Source organism: Pseudarthrobacter sp. NPDC080039, assembly GCF_040702335.1.
Taxonomy (GTDB): Bacteria; Actinomycetota; Actinomycetes; order Actinomycetales; family Micrococcaceae; genus Arthrobacter; species Arthrobacter enclensis_A.
In genome coordinates, this window is record NZ_JBFBKY010000031.1 from 15,845 (window position 1) to 35,918 (window position 20,074).

The window sequence follows — 20,074 nt, forward strand, 5'->3', positions numbered from 1 at the left end:
CCGTTGCGCAAACAGACACCGGGGTCGTCGCCACCGGAACACCATCCGATCTTCCACAGTGCCGGCAACAACTCTGAGCTCGCCGCACCTCAAAGCGCAGTTGCAGGCCACGAAGCGTCGTCTGGAGTCCGAGAGGACATTCTGCGAGCGCCAACGCCAAGTGATCCAGTCCAAGCTCCGCTCTCAAGCCGCAGAGATCGACCGGCTCGAAGCCGAGAGTTCGGAACAGCGGCTGAGCATCAACCTCCTCCAGTCGGAGGTCGCACGCCTTAAACGAGCTCAGCGGACTAATGTGCAGGACCTGGCCCACACCGCGGCCTTGCTTGTCTCAATCTCCCGCGTCAAGGGAGTGGCTCTTGACGTCCGAACCTTGGACATCCTCCGACGGCGGGGATGGGATCCAGGCAAACAGCAAGCAGGGGCGCCGCGACTGTGACCATGTCTATCGCGCGTCTGTCTGCCCAGTCGGGTCTGCGCTACCTGTTCAAGACGACCATGATGGATGACGTTTCCATTTCTCCCCCGGACTCCACCACGTACTACTTGAAGGCGGGCACACCCCAGGGCCGTTGGATTGGCGGCGGACTAAACGGGATCAGCAAAACGCCAGGTGACGTCGTCACGGAAACCGACGCAAGGGCGGTTTTCGGCTTGGCGATACATCCGCGAACCGGCACTCCCCTGGGCCGGCCACACGCCCAACGTGCCGCTGTCGAGAACAGGGCGGGCCAATCAGCGCAACGGAACGCGGTCGTCGGCTTCGACCTGACGTTCAGCGTGCCAAAGTCGGTATCCGTACTCTGGGCTTTGAGCCCCCGCAGCAAGCAGCAGCAGATCCTGAGAACGCACCACGAAGCGGTCCAGGCGACCCTTACGTGGCTGGAAACGAATGTAATTCACACGAGGGCCGGTCGTAACGGTGTCGCCCACATCGGCGCACGGGGAGCCCTTGCCGCCGCCTTCGACCACTGGGAATCACGCTCCGGCGATCCGCAGCTCCACACGCATCTGGTTATCGCGAACCGCACTCAACGGGTCACCGACGGATCCTGGGTCACTCTCGACTCCCGTGCTCTTTATAAAGCAGCCGTCGCGGCGAGCGAACACTACAACGGACTCTTGTTCGATGCCCTCCAGCGGAATCTCGGGTGCGACACCGAGATCCGCACTCCCCTCATCACAACGCGCAACCCTAGCCAACAGCTCAGCGGAATCGATGAAGAAGTCATCCGCGAATTTTCTAATCGCTCCCGGCTTATTGATTTGGAAACTGATCGGCTCGTGGCTTCATGGACTGCAGAACACGGCCATCCCCCTACCTCCACGACAACCATCAAGCTCCGCCAGCAGGCAACTCTTACAACACGCCTACCGAAGGCCGAGACGCCCTCACCACTTCACCAACTGTCCGAACAGTGGCAGGCTCGAGCAATTGCCAAAGGTTTTCAGCCGGATGACGTCCTCGCGCACACAATCAACCGCTCCCGCGTCGCCCCTTTTACCTTTATGGACTTCACCCCTGACTGGACCTCCGCCGTCGCGACCATCGCCAGGGAACGGGTTGCCCGACAACGCTCAACCTGGAACCGCTGGAACCTCCTTGCAGAAGCAGAAAGAGTCTGCGCCCAAATCCGCTGCAGCACTTCATCTGACCGCGCCACCCTAGTCGATGCCGTCGCCACCGCTGCCGAACAACAATCAGTGCCGCTCAACGGCTACCGCTATTGCCTTCCTTCGAACGCTGGCTCGGACCTGCAACTCAACCATCGGAGCGTTTTCGACTTCCAGGGGTCACTCCTCTACACAGACACCTCAACGCTCGCTTGCGAGGACGCCATCATGACAGCAAGAAAGGACGACGGCGGACCAACTGTCCGCCCAGCAGTCATCATGGACTCGCTGGACGCCGCCCGCCGCCTCCAAGTGCCGAGGCTACAGGCCGATCAGCGCGCGGCCGTTGCCGACGTCGTCCTTAGCGGAAATCGACTGGACGCTATCGTCGGACCGGCGGGAACGGGAAAAACCACCGCTCTCGGCGCGGTAAAGGCAGTTTGGGAGGCCGAGTATGGGGCAGGCAGCGTCATCGGGCTGGCCCCGGCTGCGGCGAGCGCAGAGGTTCTGGGCCAGGAACTTCGCATGGCCACCGAGAACGTTACCAAGTGGCTGCACGAGTCGATGGGACACGGTGCGGCCACACGGGCTGATCGCTTCTTCCACATTCAGGAACTCCTGGGTTCGTCCAGGTACAGCGAACGCCGGAGCCTTGCATTTGCTCAGGAAGCTGCCCGGCTCGCCGCAACCCAACAGCGGTGGCGCTTCCACCCGAATCAACTCGTCATCGTTGACGAAGCGTCTATGGTGTCCACTTTCCAGCTTGCTGCACTCGTGCAACAAGCAAAGGAGGCCGGTGCGAAAATCCTGCTGGTGGGAGACCCAGGCCAGTTGGACGCAATCGACGCTGGCGGCGTCCTCGGCTGGCTGGACCGCCAAGGAATGACCACCCGCCTCAGCACTATTTGGCGATTCCACGACGAATGGGAGCGCGCCTCGTCCCTCAAGCTGCGGGCGGGAGACTACTCGGCGATCGAGGACTACGAGCAGCATCGGCGGATCCGGCACGGCTCCTACGTGAGCATGCTGGACCAGGCGTATCTTGCGTGGCAGGCCGACAGGCGCGCTGGTAGGTCGTCCATCCTGATCGCCGCGGACAACGAGACCGTCAACATGCTCAACGAGCGCGCCCGAGCAGACCTGGTGGCCCAGGGAGTTGTAGATGCAGAGCTTGCCGCTCAACTCACCGACGGCTTGCGGGCGGGTTCCGGGGACACCATCATCGCCCGCGCAAACAATCGCCGACTCATCGATAGCGAAGGCGAATTCGTCCGAAACGGCACGTTGTTTGACGTCAGAGCCGTCAACAAGCACGATGGCTCGGTTCTCGCAGTGCGGCGGGAGACTGGGGCAAGCGTCGTACTCCCCCAGACCTATCTTGAGACGTCCGTTGAGCTGGGCTACGCGACTACCGCCCACCGATCCCAAGGCCTCACGGTCGACACCGGGCACACGGTGATCACGCAGGGTCGGTTGACCCGCGAACTGCTCTACGTGAGCATGACCCGCGGCCGGTCCGGCAACTACGCGTATGTCAGCCAGGGCAACGACTCTGGCCACCAGGCCGTCGACCCTTCGCAGCAGCTGTCTTGGCGCAGCATCCTCGGCGAGGTACTGGCTGCAGAGGGGGCTGAGCGGACTGCACACGAGGTCCGCGAGGCAGAGCGGACGAAGGCGGACAGCCTTGAACGGCTGTATGCCGAGTACGACTACCTGGCCCAGATCGCTGCCGGTGAGGACCTCAGACGCTGTCTAGGAAAACGTGCCCCACGCACAGTGCAGGAACTAAGCGCGTCACCATCGTGGGGGGCCGCAGTTGCCGCCTGGCGTAAGGCATCAGCACTCAGCCGCCACGGCGCTGAGCATGTCATGGAGCAAACGGTGCAGGACAGTCGTTCAGTGCATGACCCAATAGCCGTCCTCAGCGCGCGGCTTCGTCGCTACGCAAAAGGAACACCGACGACGGCGACAGACCCTTTGAGCGAATCGTTCCCTGTGCTGGGACCCGGGTTGGCAGACATGATCGCCCAGGTCCGCGAACGCATCCGGCAAAGGATGGAATCTGTCACCTGGGCCGCCCTGACGCAGGATGCTCCCTGGAAGGATGAGCTGACTGCGGCCGTCAGTGCGACAGCATCCTTGGGCGGGCTAATTCGCGAAGTTGCCCTGTTCAGGGACAGATGGGGAATCTACGATTCTCACCTGCCATTGGGAGCTCGCCCGGCGGACTACGAGTGGGAAGAGCTAGGCCAACGGGAGAGAATTCAGGAAGAAATTGAGAGGCCCGGGAGCTGCCAGGCTGGCCCTCACGTAGAAATGCGTCCGTCTGATATGCATCGATCCCAGCAGGTCGTCCTTACGTGTTCCGGCTGGCAGATCTAAGCTGATGTAGAGGCAAAACATTGGTCGTGAACCCAGCGGTGAAACCGAGAGTTGCGACAGCCGGGTTGGTACTGGCCAGCGTGGCTGTTCTATCCGGGGCTGCCCTTTTTATGGTTCTCCTACCCTCCGCTGGCGTCCCCTTCTATGCAAAGTTAATGGGCGGGGCCACACTGTTCGCAGGTGCACTGCTTACCGGATGGCAATGGTGGCGGCGGACGACGCGACGGCGCGCGTGGCTGGAACAGGCGACGGAACAGTGGAGATCCTTCAGCAATGCCAAAACGCTCGGCCGCACAACAGCGGAGGTAACGCTCGTCAGCGTTGACGCAGTACAACCCACAGGCTCCTGGGTCACAATCCGATGGAACCGCTTCAACCACATTCAGCGGGCCTGGCTGGAGTCGCTGCGGGTACCGATCTGGCCCGGAACAGTCCTGCTCATCTCCCCGGACCCTGCCCAGGTTATGCCTGGCGCGCCATGGCCTGACACATACTTCATTCAGGCGGTCGATTGCTTGGCCTGGGCACCTGCCCAGGCGCGCCCGATGAGTTCGATAACGCCATCCGCAGTGAGTGCACCTAATACTTGAAGCTCCTCACGCCAAGCGGTCCCCTGCAGTCGCTATTCGAACATATGTTCTATAGTTATTGCGTGATCAAGTCCGGCTCTCCAGAAGACCTCGAGCGCATGATGGCCCGGATGGACGCTGAGTCGAGCCGTCCGATTGATGATCCGGCGCCTATTCGGGACTTCCCGAAGTACGGCCGGCCGTTAGTGTATGTCGGCGGAATCTATGGCAAGGCCGTTGGCTGGACCCACAAGTATGGTCTCATCGAGTGGCTGGACTCCGCCGATAAGTACCACATGGGTTGGGCTCACTCTTCCAGCATCAAGCGGGTGGAACCGGATGAGTGGAAGGGCAGTTCGCGGCTGTAACAGGCACAGCGGTCCATCTGCGAGACAGCAAGACAATGGCCTGGTCCTCCACGGAAGGACCAGGCCATTTCCATGTCTCGCTGGCGGGCAAGCTCAGTAGGCCCACCCTAGGGCGCAGGGTCAGAGACTAACCTCATTCCGCGCCGGCTCGCCGAAAGGGGATACCGACACCGGACCCTTGGTTGCGATGTTGTAGGAAGGCTCCGGCGCCGCCTGCAGGCCAGCCTCTGCTGACGCGCCCGGCCCAGCGGCACGCGCAGAACGCTGGTATGCAGCGGTACCGAAGCGAAGGTCCGGGCCAATAGTCTCTGCGACTATCCGACGAGCCTCACGGCGCTCCCCATCCTTTTCGAAGGAACGGAATTCGAGTTCCCCCGAAACGGTGACGGGGTCGCCCTTCTTCAGCGAATTGGAGGCATTCTCGGCGAGCGCCCGGAACGCGGAGACATTGTGAAAAACAGGCTCACCATCACGCCAGGATCCATCTGGAGCCTGAACGCGCTGGTTCACCGCAACGCGCAGTTTGGCGTGGGCCACACCCGACTCACCGTACGTCAGATCCGGATCTGCCACGAGGTTGCCGGCGATGTTGATCGGTATTTTGGTGCTCATATCGTGCGTCCTTCCTTCGCGGACGGGACTTTCCCATCCCACGCTTCATCGGCTGGCCTCACGGCCCAGAAATTTCGAGACCACGCGACGGTCCCTCTGTCGGCGTCAACCCCGCATATGTTTCCTGGCCTTCAACTCGCGCGGAGGCTTCTGCAGCCGGAACTTTCCCGCCCAGTCCTGGCGGACCGGTCACTTCGAGAATTTCCTTACTTGCGGCCGTCACCCGGCCAAGCACTGATTTGGCAATATCCACACGTGAGGCCGGCTTGCGTGAGGTAGCTCCGCCGGCTGACTGCTCCGCTTCGATAACAGCATCAGCCCAGCCGGACAGATAGCTAGCTGATTGAGGCCCTCGATCAATTCCATGCGCCTTTAGCACGGTGTAGGCCACTGACTCCGCCTCGACTTCGGCCAGCCCACGGTGATCCACGCTGCTCCCGTACAGCTTTCCCACATTGTCGTTCGGGCCGTGGAGCAGAACGTGCCCCAGCTCATGCGCGAGCACCGCTGCGCGTTCCTCTGAGTCCAACCAGCCACCTACCTGAACGCGGTGCTCGGCAAAGTCCGTAAAGCCGCTTGTGAGCCCGAACTGCGAGTCCGTGACGTGCACCGAGAAGCCATGATCGCGCGCAACTCCAGCCAGCGCCTCCCACAGCCACGGCACTTCGACTGAAGTGAGTCCAGCTGATCGAGGAACCAGCAGCGGGGCACCCTCGGTCTGTGAGACGTCGAAGACCGCCTGGCCCCGCCAGCCCGTGATGAGCGTCTTCTTCCCCTCGTCAACGGCGCCCTTGGGAGCCTTGTCGCCAACAGGGATGCGGTGACGTGTGCCGTCAGGCAAGAGCACCTGTTGAACGCGGGCCGTCCTTGGCGCAATCACCCACAAAGCGTGCTCACCGCGAAGAACAGTCCGGCCGTGCCGCTCCCATTCCTTGTAGCCGGCCACGAGCGTGGGCTCGTCGGTACCGCGCTGTGCCATCTGCATCATCAGCAGGGCAACGTTCCCCCCGGAGTAGCGCCACAGGCTGGCGGAAGCGTCAAGGAGAACCTGCCAATGTGAAGGCGATTCAACAGCCTCTTCAAGAATCGAGTGGAGTCCGTCCATCAACGCAGCAACGCGCTCCTCCGGCGCCATTCGCCGAGTCTCCAACGCGGAGTTCAGGCCGGCGGTTGGGCTTGATGGAACTTCGGGTGCAGCGGCCACGACAGCCACCCTTCTGCTTCTTGGACCGCAGCTAAGCTGCGCAGACACCGGTTCATGGTTACCCGATCATCCGAGCGACATGACTCAGAATTCGGGAACCAGTTGATGGGCCGCCTTGCACCAGTCGAGGAAGGCCGGATCGTCGTTCGCCAGCATGCGCGGTGCGGGCTCCTTGTGTGCCTGCAGTCCGACGCATCCGGCCGCCCTGGTGTGCGTCCTCAGGCGTTCGACGGCGTGTGGGAGCCTTTCGTGAAAGGCGAGCGGCCCGAAGCCCGGGTCGTCCGTCGTGTAGGAGGCCAGCTCCGCGCGGTGCAGCGCGTACAACTCGGCCACGATCTCAGGGTGACGCCACCAGCAGTCCGGGACGACCGACGTCGTCAGTTGGTAGGTGGCCACGAGCCATCGCACCCACGCAAATAGCGATCGCCATGTCTCCTGTGATTGCTCGGTCGTCATCTCGCGCCAGCGGCGGGTCACAGATTTGCGGCCAGCCGGTCCGGCAAATGCCGACCTGAAAAGTTGTGCAGTGATTTCGTCGTCCCCAAAGGAACCTGAGGAGGGAACATCAAACTCATCGACGTTGTCACGGCTATGCATCGGGAGTCCCTTCGGTCTTCTGTTGACGCTGCTTGTGCCCGTCGGCCAACAGGCGCTCCATCTCAGCCTTCAGCCGGCGCAGTTCCCCCGCGTCCTTGCGCTTGTGCCATTCCAGGAGATCCAACAAAATGGGCCGCGTGCGCCGACCCAGCATGAGCGCGGTGCCAGCAGGAAGGCGTCGAATCTCGTCCAAGGCGATCACCGGACGGTCGCGAAGCTGTTCACCGTCCTGCCGGCCCTGGGACGACCAGGAACGCGTGGTGAGCGTCAGGCTGCGCTCGCCGAGCAGACCGGCCAGCGACCGGAGGTCGTGTTCGTCAGATCCGCCTCCGAAAATCACCTTGATGATGGCGGAGTCCCAAATTGTCGACGCCTCATCGATAGACCAGCCCGAACGTGCTTGGGAGAGGGATTGCAGGACGACGAGGGTGGAGATGCCGATACCGCCGCCATCGGCGAGCGCCACGGGTAGGCCCGGCCAGGGAGCCAGGTTGGCGATCTCATCGAGTATGAGGGACAGCGGCGGCTCAAGCCTGCCGCCTGGCGAAACGAACGCCATTTCGCGTGCCGCGCTGTCGATGTCGTCGATAAGCGCGGAAAGGTAGGGACCGGCAGCAGCCGCGCCCGCGCGCGTGCCGATCAAATAGAGCGTGCCCCGTTCTCGAATGAACGCCTTCGGATCAAACTCCTCGGACTCGTCCTGCGGGTTCAGTGCCGCCAAAACCTTCGGTGAAGACAGCGGGGCAACCGCTGCCGATACACCGATCCAGGAGTTCGAGGTATTCCGTGGGTCGTCTTCAAGGATTCCCATCAGGTCTGACTGCCAGCCAAGCGCCGCGCCAGGCCTGCCCAGCACCTCCAGCGCTTCCCTGGCCAGCACGGGACTGGAGGACCAGCGTCGGAATGCAGCCACTCCCTCGCCGGACAGCGCAGCAGCATGGAGCAGGCATTGGAGGACGATCAGCGAGCGCTTCTGCCACGCAGCGTTTTCGCCCTTCATCTCCGTGTCCGCGGTAATGACCAGCGCTCGCCGGGTAGCAACGTCCGGGTCCTCGCATCCCCGAACCGGTGACCAGCGGAGGGACGACGGCAAACCTGACATGCCCTGCGGATCGAAAACCGTCACCGGGCGGTTGTGAGAAGCCCTTGCCTTCATGGTCACTACAAGGTTGTCTGCCCGGGTGGACGTCGTCACGACGGCGCCCGGCGCGTCGAGGATGGCATTGATGACTACATACAAACCCTTGCCGGACCGGGGAGCACCTTGGATCACCATCGATTCTTCAGTGGAGACGTGGACCGTGACGCCGCGGGAACGGCCCAGGGTCCAGGACAGGTCCTGGACGGAAGGCTTCACCAGTCCCGGGCGCGTGAACTTCCCCCGTTTCTGCACCGCCCTCGCCCCAAAGTCGTGGACGATTTCGGCGCGACGGGCAACTCCATCGCGGTTCAGGATGTCCTGCCGGAGCCACGCCCCCGATTGCTTCCACCGCCTCCACGCAATCAGCGCAGCCACGGCCAGCGCTGCGACCAGCAGCAGGGCCGGAGCCAGGATCCACCAAACGCTGTCCGTGCCGATTGCGCAGTCCCCTCGGCGGATGACTATCCAGTCCATCCTGTTGGCCAAAAGTCCGACGACAGCACCCGGGTTGAAGGGCGACGGCGGCAAGGCGCCGCAGTGCCAGGAGGACGCGAGCTGCGCCGCGGCCTGCACCAGCGCGCAGAGACATACGTAAGCTGCCGCTCCAACGAGGGCAGCGGTGACGAGCGGATTGTCGCTGGCAGCCCGGGAACTCGCTGGCCGTCTCACAGCATCCTTTCGTCTGTCCCGAAAACGGCCAACTCGTCGGTTGTCACCCGGTTGGCAACGATGAAGGAGCGGTTCCCGACTTTCCAGAGACCGACGCCCTTCGGAAGGTTCTCAACGTGCTCGCACTCAGCTTCGGTGAGGCCCAAGGCTTCCTTTGTAAGTCGCATGGCATCGTGCTTCTGGCGGTAAATGATCCTGGTATCCGCCTCGGTGAGGAGGCCCAGGGCTTTCTGCCGATGTCCGCTGGTGCTGTCACCAATCTCATTGAGGTCAGCGACCTTATGCATGATCAGCAGGTTGGCAATGCCGTATGTTCTGGCAAGACGCCACTGCTCGCTCATCTTCGCCAACATGTAGGGATCGGCGAGCATCCGCCACCCCTCGTCGTACACGACAAGGCGCTTGCCGCCGTCGGGATTGGTGATTGCCGCCTCGAGCCAGGTGGCGCCGCAAGCGGCAGCTAGCGAAAGAGCCTGCTCTGACGCTCCGATGAGGGCGGAGGTATCCATCACCATCATTGGGGCGTCCGCGTCGAAGGCTACGGTGGACGGAGCATCGAACATGCCCTCGAGATCACCGGACACCGTGCGTCGGAGGGAATGGCTGACGGCGGTTCCGCCCTCGACCCCCACGAGAGCCGCCATCTCTTTGGACGGTCGCAGCAGATGGTCCAGCACCATGGGCAGCGTGGGGTTGGAGTTTTCCGCCATGGTTTCCATGAGGGCGATATCCAAGGCCGTGTGCTCGACGGGGCGGAGCGGCATGCCTTGACGCATGAGGGAGACCAATGCCACCAAGAGATAGCGGCGCCGCTGCCGAACGACAGCCTGCCACTGTGCTTCAGTGAGGGCGCTTGACCGCGGCCCGGCGTCCAACGGATTTACTCGTGCGGGGCGGCCTGGTCCGACGGAAATGACTTTTCCGCCTACAGCTTTGGCGACGGCGACCCACTCGCCCTTGGGATCAGAGGCGACTGCTGCTTTCCTGCCCAACGTAATGGACCGCGCCACGAGCGACTTGCCGCACATCGATTTGCCTGTGCCGACGGTTCCAATAACGACGATGGATGGGCCGCTGATGATCCCTTTGTCGTAAAGGATCCAGGGATCGTAGGAGAAGGCTCCTGACCCGAAGACATCGGTTCCGATGTAGGTGCCTTCGTGCCCCAGCCCCGATTCGGTAAGAAAAGGGTAAGCGGCCGCGAAGGTCATTGTTGAGGCGCGGTGCGGCGCTGGACGTAACCCGGTGCGGGCCCCGGAGCGAGTTCGGTTCTTTAGTTCCCCAATCGCCCGCCACGCGAAACTTCTGAAGTCCCGACTGTTCATGCTCCGACGGTGCACTCGCCCGCCCGGACTCCTGTGGTGCCGGTCGGCGTCGTGCTTTCCGCTCCTCCCGGTTCTTGTCCGTCGGAAGGTATTCGAAAGTGGCCTTGGTCGTCTTCATCGCAGTCCCCTTCCCAGTGGCAGGCCGCTGGCAACAAAGGCCGCCCATTGCTGTCCGTAGAGAAGCCACAGCTCAACGAAAGCGCCCGCCGCTGCGGACTCAAGCTCCTGGCGGTGCCGTGCCAAGTCCTCCAATGAAGTCGCTGTGACCGTCATATATGCGGCCGGGCGGACGTCACCGTGGCCGGCGACAATCTCTTCCTCCCGTTGTGTCACTTCTTCCTCCTCGGCCCTTTGCTCACGGGTGAGCGGTCTGTCGAAGCGTGCATTGATGCGGCGACGGGTCTCGTGGGCTTCCTGGGCTGAGCGGATGTCACGAAGTGCTTCGGCGGTCGGTACCGCCCGAATAACCTCGGTGAAGGTGTGGCGGAATTCGCCCACATAGATCAGGGGGTGGAGGAAGCCCGGGAAGACTTTCTGCCGCGGCCATTCAGCAATCCAGAAGGTCTGGTGGAAGCCGGAATCTGTCCGCAGGTAGGTCCAGTGCTCCTCTACGCCCATCGGGCCCTGCCTCATGAGGTCATCCTTAGATTCTGCTGCTGGTGCATTCGACGCCGAAGCTGTCGCGGCCGTCGCTTTGCCGGCGGGCAGAAGGGCAGGATCGAAGGCACCGCGGATGATGGAAAGCAGCCCCGGCTCACCGAGCCATTCCTCGACTTTGACGTTGTGGGTGCCCAGCGACGTTCGTATCGCCTCGACTTCGAGCCGCAGGACGTGTTCAAGGCCGGTGACGCCCCCGCCCGACTCCCTGATCCGCCGTCGCGCCTTGCTCGTGTCCACGACAACGGCGACGACCAGCTCATGGCTCATAGCTGAGCCGGCGGCCCCCAGTAAGTCCTCGTATGCACGTTGGCCCCATCCAGCGTCTTCCTTGTCTCGCGCCGGCAGGGCATTCTTCCTGTAGAAGTCCCAAAGGGACGATGACGGGTAGGGCACGGTGTAGTCCTGGATGGCGATGCGGGCAACGCTTTGCCGTTGGGCCATGCCCGCCTGAACCCGTGACCAAGCCTGGACTGCCCACGCTTTATCGTCAGCATCCAGGAGAGCGAACGAACGCGTACTGCACCTCAGCACCGCGATTGCCTCCTTGCCGTGTCCATCGACCAGGAAGCATTCCGCACGGGCGGTTGTTCGAATTTCGAGACTGCCCAGCCCGCCCGGAAGGGCAAGTCGGCCGGCGAGGCGTGGAGCTTCAGGCTTTGCGAGGAACCTCGTCTGGCCCGCAGCTGCGCGGTAGAAGAACGTCGCGATCTGTTGTGCCCAGACTGGATATGGAACACGGGAGTATTGGAGGATTCCGAGCAGTATGAGCGCGAGCCACATCGGCCCAGTGGTGAATAATCCCATCGGACCGTGGCTTGCGGAGGCAACGATGGCGACGGTAACTCCCGCGGCCACAATGAGCAACTGATACCACTTGAGTCCAAGGAAGAAACCGCGGCGCTCGTACCTTGGGAACTTGACGGCTTCTATCGCGCGCCCGTCTTCAGACATGGGAGGTACCTCCCTTCGGAGGATCAATTCTTGGTGGCTGGGGTTTCGGAGGTTGTGGGCTCGACGCCCCGGGGGTGTTAGCCGGAGGCCGCGCTCGCGGTCCAGGTTCTGTACGTGTACTCTGCTGGGCTGGTGCTGGAGTGATGCCGCTTTGGCTTCCCGGATTTACACCCACGAACCCGGCGGGTTCGCGGGACTGCGGTGCTTCCGGTGGTCCGGTTGAGGATCCTGTTCTCAAAGCTCTCTGTCCTCCATCGCGATTCGGTGAGGTCAACCCGGCGGGCACAGGAGGAGCTGACACCTGTGTCGGAAAGACGTTACGGCTTGAACTGACGGGCCGAGTCATAGCGGAACGACTCACCATGTTCGCGAGGGTCAGGCGGCCGCCTGCCTGCCGGCTAATCTGCCGGGCCGCAACACTGGTGCTTCGCGACAGGACATGACCACCGCCCGCCGTTTGGGCAGCTGCAGCCAGTTCCCCTCCAGCGAAGCTCACCAAACGCAGAGCCATCATGGGTGCCCCACACGCGAGGGCCATGCCTACGGTTCCGGCTGCCAAGCCTGCGAACGACTTGGAATCGGCGAAGAGCTTTACGGCGACGGCCAAGACGGTTGCAGCCAAGGGTTTCGCCACAACCAATGCGATAACGACCTCACACCAGCGACGAGCCCATGATTTTGTCTTGTCCCAAGGCAGCAGCATGAGTGCCACGGGAGCCACGGCGGCGAGGACAACGAGGGCAAACGATCGGAATATCATCGAGCACATCAGAATGAAGGCGAGTATCCAGACGACCACGACGGCCATCATGGTCACCACGGCCGCGCCCGCCGGGCCGCCGGTGTTACCGGGAGCCAGCGAGACCAGGTTCCATTCCCGGCCGCTTCCCTGTGGCGCTCGTTCAAAGCCGAAGAGCCGCATGAAGACGAGGTAGGGATCGGAACCAATGGATTGGAGCAGGGCGGCGGATGCCTGGTCTGTTACCCGGGTCAGCTGACGAACGAGGTAGACGGCGGCCCCAACCAGTGGGATGGCGAGGGCGCCGCCTACCATCGCCCTTCCAATGCGTCTCGGTTGCTGGCTAATCAGCCCGGAGAGCAGTTGCAGAATCATCACGACGGCGAGCGGAGTCACCATCACAACAACCCACCAACTCGTCAGCCCTTCGATGGACAGCCATTGCGAGTCGTCGACGTTCGACACAGTGAAAGCACCCGAGATGAAGGCCCACAGCCACGACGCCATGTTCTGCAGGATGTTTGCGAACAGTGACGTGACCGCGCCGAGGGCGTTGTCGTTGGCCTGTGACACCAGGCCGCATCCGGGTGGCCACCATCCATTGAGATCGCACTCAACGGGCATGACCTAGAACCCGAGATGAAACGCGGTCTGCGACCAAAGGATGTAGCCATTGATGCCGCCGAGGATAGCCGCCACGGGTCCCGTCCAGAGCAGAATCACGCCGCCGCTGGAGGCCAGGCGCGAGGATTGGCTCAGCTTGCCGGCCAACAGCAGCGCCGCGCCGATGATCGCCACGATGGCGATGATGATGAAGGCGCCGACAAGGATGCCGCCGCCTATCTGTTTGAGCGATTCAAGGAAGGGAAAACTCGCGTTTGGCGTGATCCCCGGGTCCACCGCTGCCAGAAACATGGGTGCTCCGTCCGTCGTATTCCATGGAGTGAGCAGATGAGCTCAAACATTCATGGATGGAGCGGAGGTCAGCGACATGACCGGACACCGAACACGCCTTTCGGACGGCATGACGACCAGACGTGCTATGTCCCCGCTCACCGCAGTGAGGTGGGTCTCCCACCCAGGCCTTCATTAGGCGCTAAAACCCCTCTAGCCCAGATGCCCCACCGATTGCGACAGGAGCCGTCAGCGCGGAAGCAGATCAAAATAGGCGGTGCCAGAATTCCAGCTGATTGGGTGCAGTAATGTACCCACGGCAGGGTTCAAGGCACTCCACATCATGCCGTTGCCGGCGTAGATGCCAACGTGCCCCCAACTGTTCGGTCCCTGCGGATTCTGAACCACCAAATCCCCCGGCTTCGGGGTGTCCGTCCGTACCCCAACACGCCACTGCTCTACCCGGGGCAATTCGATACCGGCCTGACGGTAGATCCATTGCACGTAGCCCGAGCAGTCCCAGGCTTTGAATGCAGTGCCGCCCCACACATACCGTCCACCCATGCCTTCCTGAGTGAACCGCAGAATGTCGCGGCGGAGCTGAGGCAAATTTTGCCAAGACGCTGCAGGCCTCGTGTCGGGTGCCCACAGTAAACAAGAATCCGGCGAAGTGTCCGTTTCCAACGCAGCAACGACTGCTGTCGCCGCCTGCTCCCAACGCGCATAGAGTTCGGGAAAAGCAGATACTTGGACAGCCTGAGCAGCAAGGCCTTTGTCCATTGCCTGCCACCCGGGTATGTCGAGCAGCCCTCGAGGACTTCCTCGGTTCGGACCGAGCGGGCCGCCATAGAAAGCGCGCGCGTTGTAGAAAGCGTCCATAAGCTGCTCGACACTCCCCCAGCCCGCTCCCGGACGCTGTTGCGCCGAGCCTATCGAGTCATGGTCACTGCCAACGCCGTCATTCGGAAAAGCCATGGAAGCCGGCACCATGGGGTTGGCGAGCACACGCAAACTCGACTCCTGCATCGCCATCATGATGGCAATGATCTGTCCCGAACGGGGTACGCCAAGCTGTTTGCCGACCCCGATGTAGGCGCGGGCCACACGTTCCTGTCGCGAGTTCAGCTCGTATAGCACCTGGCTGCCGTCGCGGACCTCCATGCCGTCGCTAGTTCCTGTACCAGTGCTGATAGATGCAGCATCAGCTGGCACACAAGCGACAGCCGACTCGCCTCTCATACCGGCGAATAGAGCCACGCCCGCGACGAAGGCCATCAGCGAGAGCAGCACAACAGTGGTCACAGCTGCAGTGATTACCTTCACCAGTGCCCGTCGCCTGACCAGACCTGCCACGGCCACAAGGCCGACCATCAGTAGACGATCCGGTCGGCGGTCGCATAGAAGGCAACCATGGCGCAGCGGTTAGCGGGAGCTGTAACCGCGGGCGGGCAGTTCAGCATCACCGTTATGGGTGCGGAATAGGCGTTTCGGTCCGTGCTGGTCTCATCGACCACTTGCACGATCACAGTGCACACATGAAGACCTGCCCAGGGTGGTGGGAATTCCTGAACTTTGGCTAACTCAAGATCGCAGCGAACAGACTGCGCTGTGCCGCTGCGGCGCGCCGACTGCTGTCCAAGACTCGCAAAGGAAGCGGCAGTCACACCAGTGGCCTCAAACTCTGTGACCAACACGGATAAGGGGTTGGATCCATCGGGAAGCAACTCCCACCACGAGCGCACCCGTGCATACACATCCGAGTACGACGACGAGCGGCTGTCCCACGTGTAGATTCCCCTTGCTGCCTCTAAAGCGAGCGCGCGGAAGTCGCGCGATGGAGGAAGATCAACACGTGAGGCCAGTGCGGCTGCATCGGTTTCGCTAGGGACGGCAGAGGGCGCCGTTGCTGAGGGCGTCCCGGAAGATGCCGGCGCTACAGGCGTGCGTGGTGCCGCACTTGGGACTGGCACCGCACCCGGCCCATGGCTCGGCCAGAACAGATAAACGAGGCCACCTATCAGCAAGAGAACGAAGAGTCCGGCAACGAATGAGCGCTGACGGCCTACCGCATGGAGTGTGCGCAGTCCCCGGCTTCCCGCCCCCCAGACAACCATGGCTTAGGCGGGCTGCCTGTTGGCCTCGTGCTGGAGCACCCGCCAAGCTGTCCTGTACAACTGCCGTGCGAAACCAATGTTCACCGCGACATACCGCTCAGTGACACCAAGCTCGGTCGCTAGCGCGGTCATCTGTAGGGACCTAGGCAGGCCGCGCAGCCCCGGGCGGACTATGGTCTGCGCGACTCTTCTCAGAACAGCCGTGGGAAGGCAATCGGCAGCACACCGGCAAAGACCTTCCATGCTTAGCCCCGGCTCGGGGTGGCAGTTCAGTGCAGCATTGATCGTCATAGCGGTCTGTCGCACGACAGTAACGGCACGCCAGCGTCGCCTGTCCCTTGGCGATGGGGGTCCGAAGTGCCTTGGCCCAACCAGGCTTGAGACAGCGAGTTGCCACGTGTCCTCCTTGACGTTTCTCTGCACCAGGCCGAGCATGGCCTGCGCCCACGCGTGGTCGACATACTTCTCGGTGCTGTCCCAACCCAAACCGGCACTGACGACAGCAAGCACCTCAGGCGAGGCTTCCGCCGTCGTGAAATCCAGGAGTAGCGGCAAGGTCTGATGACTAAGTTCGCGCCGTACGTGTGCCGCGCAGACTTTGTTGCAAACGCCCTGGACCCAAGCTTCGAACGGGATTCCCGGCAACTCCCGGTAGCGCCCCTTCGTTACCCCGTCCCATACCGCGACCCTAATGTCCTGCATTAGGTCGTCCACATCGCAGGTGCGTCCAATCCGCGCCAGGCGCGAGACGACGTAACCCTGCACGCTGTTCACCGCGCTCATGATTTGATCGAGCGGTATGTTGCACTCCCCTGCCGCAGGAGGGTACAGCAACGAGACGTCGACAGTGACAGTTTTGGATGGTTCCGAGCTGTTTTGATTTGGCTTAGCGTCGATTTCCACGACTTCACCACTTTGTTCAGATCGAGTAGTTAGCAGAGTCGCGGGAAGAGGCCACTCGCGGACGTGGATACGCAGATCCAGCAACGATCAGTAGAAGCTACAGAAATTATTGTCGAAGATACTTATAGTATCGTCAAGGGTGCGCTTCTTACTTTTTCGTCAACCTTCGGGAAGAATGTGGCTATGCCGCGGATTACCCAGCCCCACGACGCCGCCTGGTCGGCCGACGTTGAGGCCGCCGTCGCTACATTCGGCAACCGGTCCCGGAACGAAATTCTCCGATTCCTAACGGCTAACGGACCGGCAACACGGGGCGACGTTGTCGCCGCTGTGAGCGCCGGCGAGCCCAGCGTGGCCAAGCACCTCGCGGCCTTGGAGGAGGCGGGCGTGGTGGTTGTCGACGTCGAACCTGGGCGCCGGCACGGACGGTCCCCCCGGTACTCTGCCAACGCAGTCCGTATCAAGGAACTACTCGACGCACACCTAAGCTACCTGCTCGAGAAGTAGTGGCGACGTTGCGACGGCGGGTGGTAGCGCCTATTCGACCTGCTCCGCTGTCATACCCGCGTCTGACGACGAACCCGCTGCTGCTTGCTCACCTTCCGGCCGCCGGTTGATGTCCCTGTTCAAATACTCCGTGATGGCACGAAGCGTCTCCGGGGACACATCACCAAGAGTCCTGGCCGCAAAGGTCTTCACTCGAGCTGCACGCAGGGACTTTACAAACTCGAGCTGTGAATCAATGCGCTGGGGCAACTCAGCCATCTCGCCACCCTGCAGATATCCAGGGTCTACATTGAAGATTTCGCACAGCGCTCCCAACAATGCTGGGTCGCTCACAAGCCTGCCCGTGCCGTCCTTCATATAGAACCAGCGGGCTCTGGAAAGCTTGATTCCCCTGCTCTGCAGCTTCTGCTGAACCTCACGAAACGTGACGGGCTGACCTCGCTCGGCAACCACAACATCAAGCAAAAGGTTCAGACGCCGCGCCAATTCTGCCTGCGGAGACAAGCCGCCACCGAACGCCTGTTGATCAGAAGACAAACCCGCCTCCCTCCTGGTGAAATGCTTCACGACGGCCCCTGGTGCCCAGTGTATTCCTCTGGCGAACGCCGCCTGCAATAAGGCTTGTCGGGACGCTTCCATCCCCATGGGGATGAGCGTATCGTTCTCCTGTAGACCCGTCTACAGACGCGTTCAAACTTCCCCCAACGTCACTCGGTGGTGGTCTCCGTGGCAGAGGAAATTTTGATGAACCGGACGCGAAGCCGACTCCTTCGCTTCCTGATCTCGCATGGCCCAGCGTCTTTGAGTGACGCCTCTCTTGCCTTGCGGCTTTCGCAGTCGACCGTTCGTCGCCACATGGTGTTGCTGCGCGGGGCAGGCTTTGTCACGTCGACGGCAGGAACATTTACCGCTCAACTGGACCAGATCGAGAGGCAGCTGCAGGAGCTATCTGCCAGGTTTCAATCTCGTGCTGCCGACTTCGGGAACCCAAACGCTCATGCATCGTACCCAAAGGTATTGGCGTTCCACTCAAGCGAGTGCCGTGATACCTCACAAGAATTTAGCTGAACGACTTCAAACAGGTTTCTTGCGACTTGATTTGAAGCTTCAACAGGACTTGGCCTCGCCCGCAGTGCAATGACGGAGAGGTCGCCGGGGAATGCCAGGGTGGCGTCCCGGCGGCAGGGGTGACAGGGTGCTCCAGAGGCCGTCGCCGGGAGGCAAGGGTAGTCATTTCTATACACGGAATTTTTTTCCACGCTGAACGCCTCTACGCCGTTAGCCTACCCGGCAGATAAATCCGGTTATGCACCGCCCAAGCCTTCAAGGGCCTCCCGCTCTTCAATCATTGACCGGATCAATTCCGAAATGGCGTCCTTTTGCCGTTCGCTGAGCTTTTCCGTACCGGCCGGTATGGAAAGCGGACGAGCTCGAGTTCCTGATTTTATGAAGTACAGATCTTCGACGGGAACACTGAGGGCGGCGGCCAGCGCGGTCATGTTCTCCGGCGCGGTGCTCGTGCCCTTCATGATGACCGGGTTGACCACAATGTGGTTGAGCCGAGCCGCCTTAGCCAGTTGCCGGATCGATGTGTATCCGGCGCGGGCCATCAGTTCTTGCCACTACCTTGGAACTTCCGCCACTACCAACCTCCTACTCGCCGAGCAAGGCCTTGAGTTCTTCCAGGGCCTTGGCCGCAATAGATTCCGCTTCGTTCGGCAGGTGCTCCCAACCGATAACACCCTCATTTCTCTTCGCACTTTGGTACTCGGAAACCAAATCGAGGAATTTGCTCATATCTGCCATGACTGCATCATCACACACCCTCCTATGAAGTGGGGAGGGAGAGGACACTACCCGGCGAAGTGTCCGGGGCGTCCGCGGCGCAGGGATCCGCGATACCCACCACGCCGAACCCAGCGGAGCGTCCCGGGGGTCGTTGCGCCGGCGATTCGTTGCCCCCTACCTGTCAGCCCCCGGGGCTACGGTGTGAAGGCACCGGGGGACGAACGCTCCCACGGAGTAGAAGGGGTAGACCAATGGCAACGAATTGGACCTGTGACAAATGTGGGTCGAAGGTGGTAACTCGTAAGCAGGACGTGACGAGTCTGGGTGACGCAACGAGGCAGTACATGGATATGCCTGCCTACTGCAGCAATGCTCAGTGCCAGAACAGGAACCCGGCGTTTCACACGTTCGGCTGGTGTTCTGAGGCGCCCTAAGAGGGCCGGCGTATAGGCCCCATCCAGCTCGTCCTGTCTGGTTGTTCAACTCTGGCAGGAAACGGGTGGCAGCTAGGTTTAGCTTCCCGGACTAATAGATGCCCCGGCTTAGTCATGAGGACTGGCCGGGGCTTTCCCCGCTCTACTGCGTGCGAAGCGTTCGGATAGCTTCGCCTATGCGTCTGTGTATGTCTTCCAAGCCCTCCAAGGTAGTTGGCAGGGAACACGTCTGATCTTCCACAGATTCATCTGACTGCCAAAATGCCAGTTCGATTCCTATGGGCTGGTCCGGGTCTTCTGGTTGGTATGCGTAGAGCTGGATGATATCGATGGTGGGAGGGAACCCGCCCAAGCTCTCAAATGCACCTTTGAGAGCTTCAAGTGATGGATCAGACGGTGCCTGAGAAGCGGGTTCGGGTGTGGACGCAACATAATCGGGGTGCAACAGAGTGCGCCTTATTTGGCAATCGGAGTCACCTGGGGCGTGGCCTTCGCACCACGGCTGGCAGTCTGTTAGCGGCCATGAAAAACTGCCCATAGGCGGCCACGAAAATGCCCACTGACGGCCAGCAAAACTGCCCACCGGTGGCCATGAGATCTGCCCAC

Annotated in this window: 17 protein-coding genes; 4 read left to right on the forward strand and 13 right to left on the reverse strand. The window is 61.7% G+C overall.

Annotated elements, in window-relative coordinates; all coding sequences use genetic code 11:
• Nucleotides 1-438 precede the first annotated feature (438 nt).
• Together mobF and AB0313_RS19910 are read left to right on the forward strand one after the other, a co-directional pair.
• Complete coding sequence (gene mobF / locus AB0313_RS19905; RefSeq protein ID WP_366307839.1) at nt 439-3,993, forward strand: MobF family relaxase; 3,555 nt, start codon at nt 439-441, stop codon at nt 3,991-3,993.
• Nucleotides 3,994-4,645: 652 nt separating this feature from the next.
• A complete protein-coding gene (locus tag AB0313_RS19910; protein ID WP_366307807.1) occupies nt 4,646-4,930 on the forward strand; it encodes a hypothetical protein in 285 nt (94 codons plus the stop codon).
• 120 nt (nt 4,931-5,050) lie between these two features.
• Here AB0313_RS19910 and AB0313_RS19915 read toward each other — a convergent pair whose 3' ends face one another.
• The 10 genes from AB0313_RS19915 to AB0313_RS19960 all read right to left on the reverse strand — a co-directional run bounded on the left by AB0313_RS19915 (nt 5,051) and on the right by AB0313_RS19960 (nt 16,739).
• The gene (locus AB0313_RS19915) at nt 5,051-5,542 is read right to left on the reverse strand and encodes a single-stranded DNA-binding protein (RefSeq protein WP_366307809.1); all 492 of its coding nucleotides are present in this window, start codon (nt 5,540-5,542) and stop codon (nt 5,051-5,053) included.
• Nucleotides 5,543-5,600: 58 nt separating this feature from the next.
• Entirely contained in the window at nt 5,601-6,677 is a 1,077-nt protein-coding gene (locus tag AB0313_RS19920; RefSeq protein ID WP_366307811.1) for an ArdC-like ssDNA-binding domain-containing protein, read from the reverse strand.
• A gap of 153 nt (nt 6,678-6,830) precedes the next feature.
• Nucleotides 6,831-7,343, reverse strand: coding sequence for a hypothetical protein (locus tag AB0313_RS19925; protein WP_366307813.1), 513 nt, complete (start codon nt 7,341-7,343; stop codon nt 6,831-6,833).
• Nucleotides 7,336-9,153, reverse strand: a complete 1,818-nt coding sequence (locus AB0313_RS19930) for a TraM recognition domain-containing protein (RefSeq protein ID WP_366307815.1) — start codon at nt 9,151-9,153, stop codon at nt 7,336-7,338. Before AB0313_RS19930 ends, AB0313_RS19925 begins: the two co-directional genes overlap by 8 nt.
• Nucleotides 9,150-10,364 carry an ATP-binding protein gene (locus AB0313_RS19935; protein WP_366307817.1) on the reverse strand — a complete coding sequence of 405 codons (1,215 nt, stop codon included), beginning with the start codon at nt 10,362-10,364 and terminating at the stop codon, nt 9,150-9,152. The genes AB0313_RS19930 and AB0313_RS19935 overlap by 4 nt, the downstream gene beginning before the upstream one ends.
• A gap of 228 nt (nt 10,365-10,592) precedes the next feature.
• Entirely contained in the window at nt 10,593-12,089 is a 1,497-nt protein-coding gene (locus tag AB0313_RS19940; RefSeq protein ID WP_366307819.1) for an SCO6880 family protein, read from the reverse strand.
• Nucleotides 12,082-13,401 (reverse strand): type IV secretion system protein, encoded by a 1,320-nt coding sequence (locus tag AB0313_RS19945; protein ID WP_366307821.1) that lies wholly within the window; start codon nt 13,399-13,401, stop codon nt 12,082-12,084. The genes AB0313_RS19940 and AB0313_RS19945 overlap by 8 nt, the downstream gene beginning before the upstream one ends.
• Before the next feature lie 54 nt (nt 13,402-13,455).
• Complete coding sequence (locus AB0313_RS19950) at nt 13,456-13,743, reverse strand: hypothetical protein (protein WP_366307823.1); 288 nt, start codon at nt 13,741-13,743, stop codon at nt 13,456-13,458.
• 228 nt (nt 13,744-13,971) lie between these two features.
• On the reverse strand, nt 13,972-15,045 hold the full coding sequence (locus tag AB0313_RS19955; protein WP_366307825.1) for a C40 family peptidase: 1,074 nt from the start codon (nt 15,043-15,045) through the stop codon (nt 13,972-13,974).
• Nucleotides 15,046-15,839: 794 nt separating this feature from the next.
• Nucleotides 15,840-16,739, reverse strand: a complete 900-nt coding sequence (locus tag AB0313_RS19960; protein WP_366307827.1) for a hypothetical protein — start codon at nt 16,737-16,739, stop codon at nt 15,840-15,842.
• A 183-nt stretch (nt 16,740-16,922) separates the two neighbouring features.
• Here AB0313_RS19960 and AB0313_RS19965 point away from each other — a divergent pair, with 183 nt between their 5' ends.
• A complete protein-coding gene (locus AB0313_RS19965; protein ID WP_366307829.1) occupies nt 16,923-17,246 on the forward strand; it encodes a helix-turn-helix domain-containing protein in 324 nt (107 codons plus the stop codon).
• 30 nt (nt 17,247-17,276) lie between these two features.
• Here AB0313_RS19965 and AB0313_RS19970 read toward each other — a convergent pair whose 3' ends face one another.
• Complete coding sequence (locus AB0313_RS19970) at nt 17,277-17,813, reverse strand: hypothetical protein (protein WP_366307831.1); 537 nt, start codon at nt 17,811-17,813, stop codon at nt 17,277-17,279.
• Between the two features lie 177 nt (nt 17,814-17,990).
• Here AB0313_RS19970 and AB0313_RS19975 point away from each other — a divergent pair, with 177 nt between their 5' ends.
• Nucleotides 17,991-18,314: a helix-turn-helix domain-containing protein gene (locus AB0313_RS19975; RefSeq protein WP_366307841.1), complete on the forward strand. Its 324-nt coding sequence runs from the start codon at nt 17,991-17,993 to the stop codon at nt 18,312-18,314.
• Between the two features lie 236 nt (nt 18,315-18,550).
• Here AB0313_RS19975 and AB0313_RS19980 read toward each other — a convergent pair whose 3' ends face one another.
• Both AB0313_RS19980 and AB0313_RS19985 read right to left on the reverse strand, forming a co-directional pair.
• Nucleotides 18,551-18,856, reverse strand: coding sequence for a hypothetical protein (locus AB0313_RS19980; RefSeq protein ID WP_366307833.1), 306 nt, complete (start codon nt 18,854-18,856; stop codon nt 18,551-18,553).
• Between the two features lie 43 nt (nt 18,857-18,899).
• On the reverse strand, nt 18,900-19,052 hold the full coding sequence (locus tag AB0313_RS19985; RefSeq protein WP_366307835.1) for a hypothetical protein: 153 nt from the start codon (nt 19,050-19,052) through the stop codon (nt 18,900-18,902).
• Nucleotides 19,053-20,074: the final 1,022 nt, after the last annotated feature.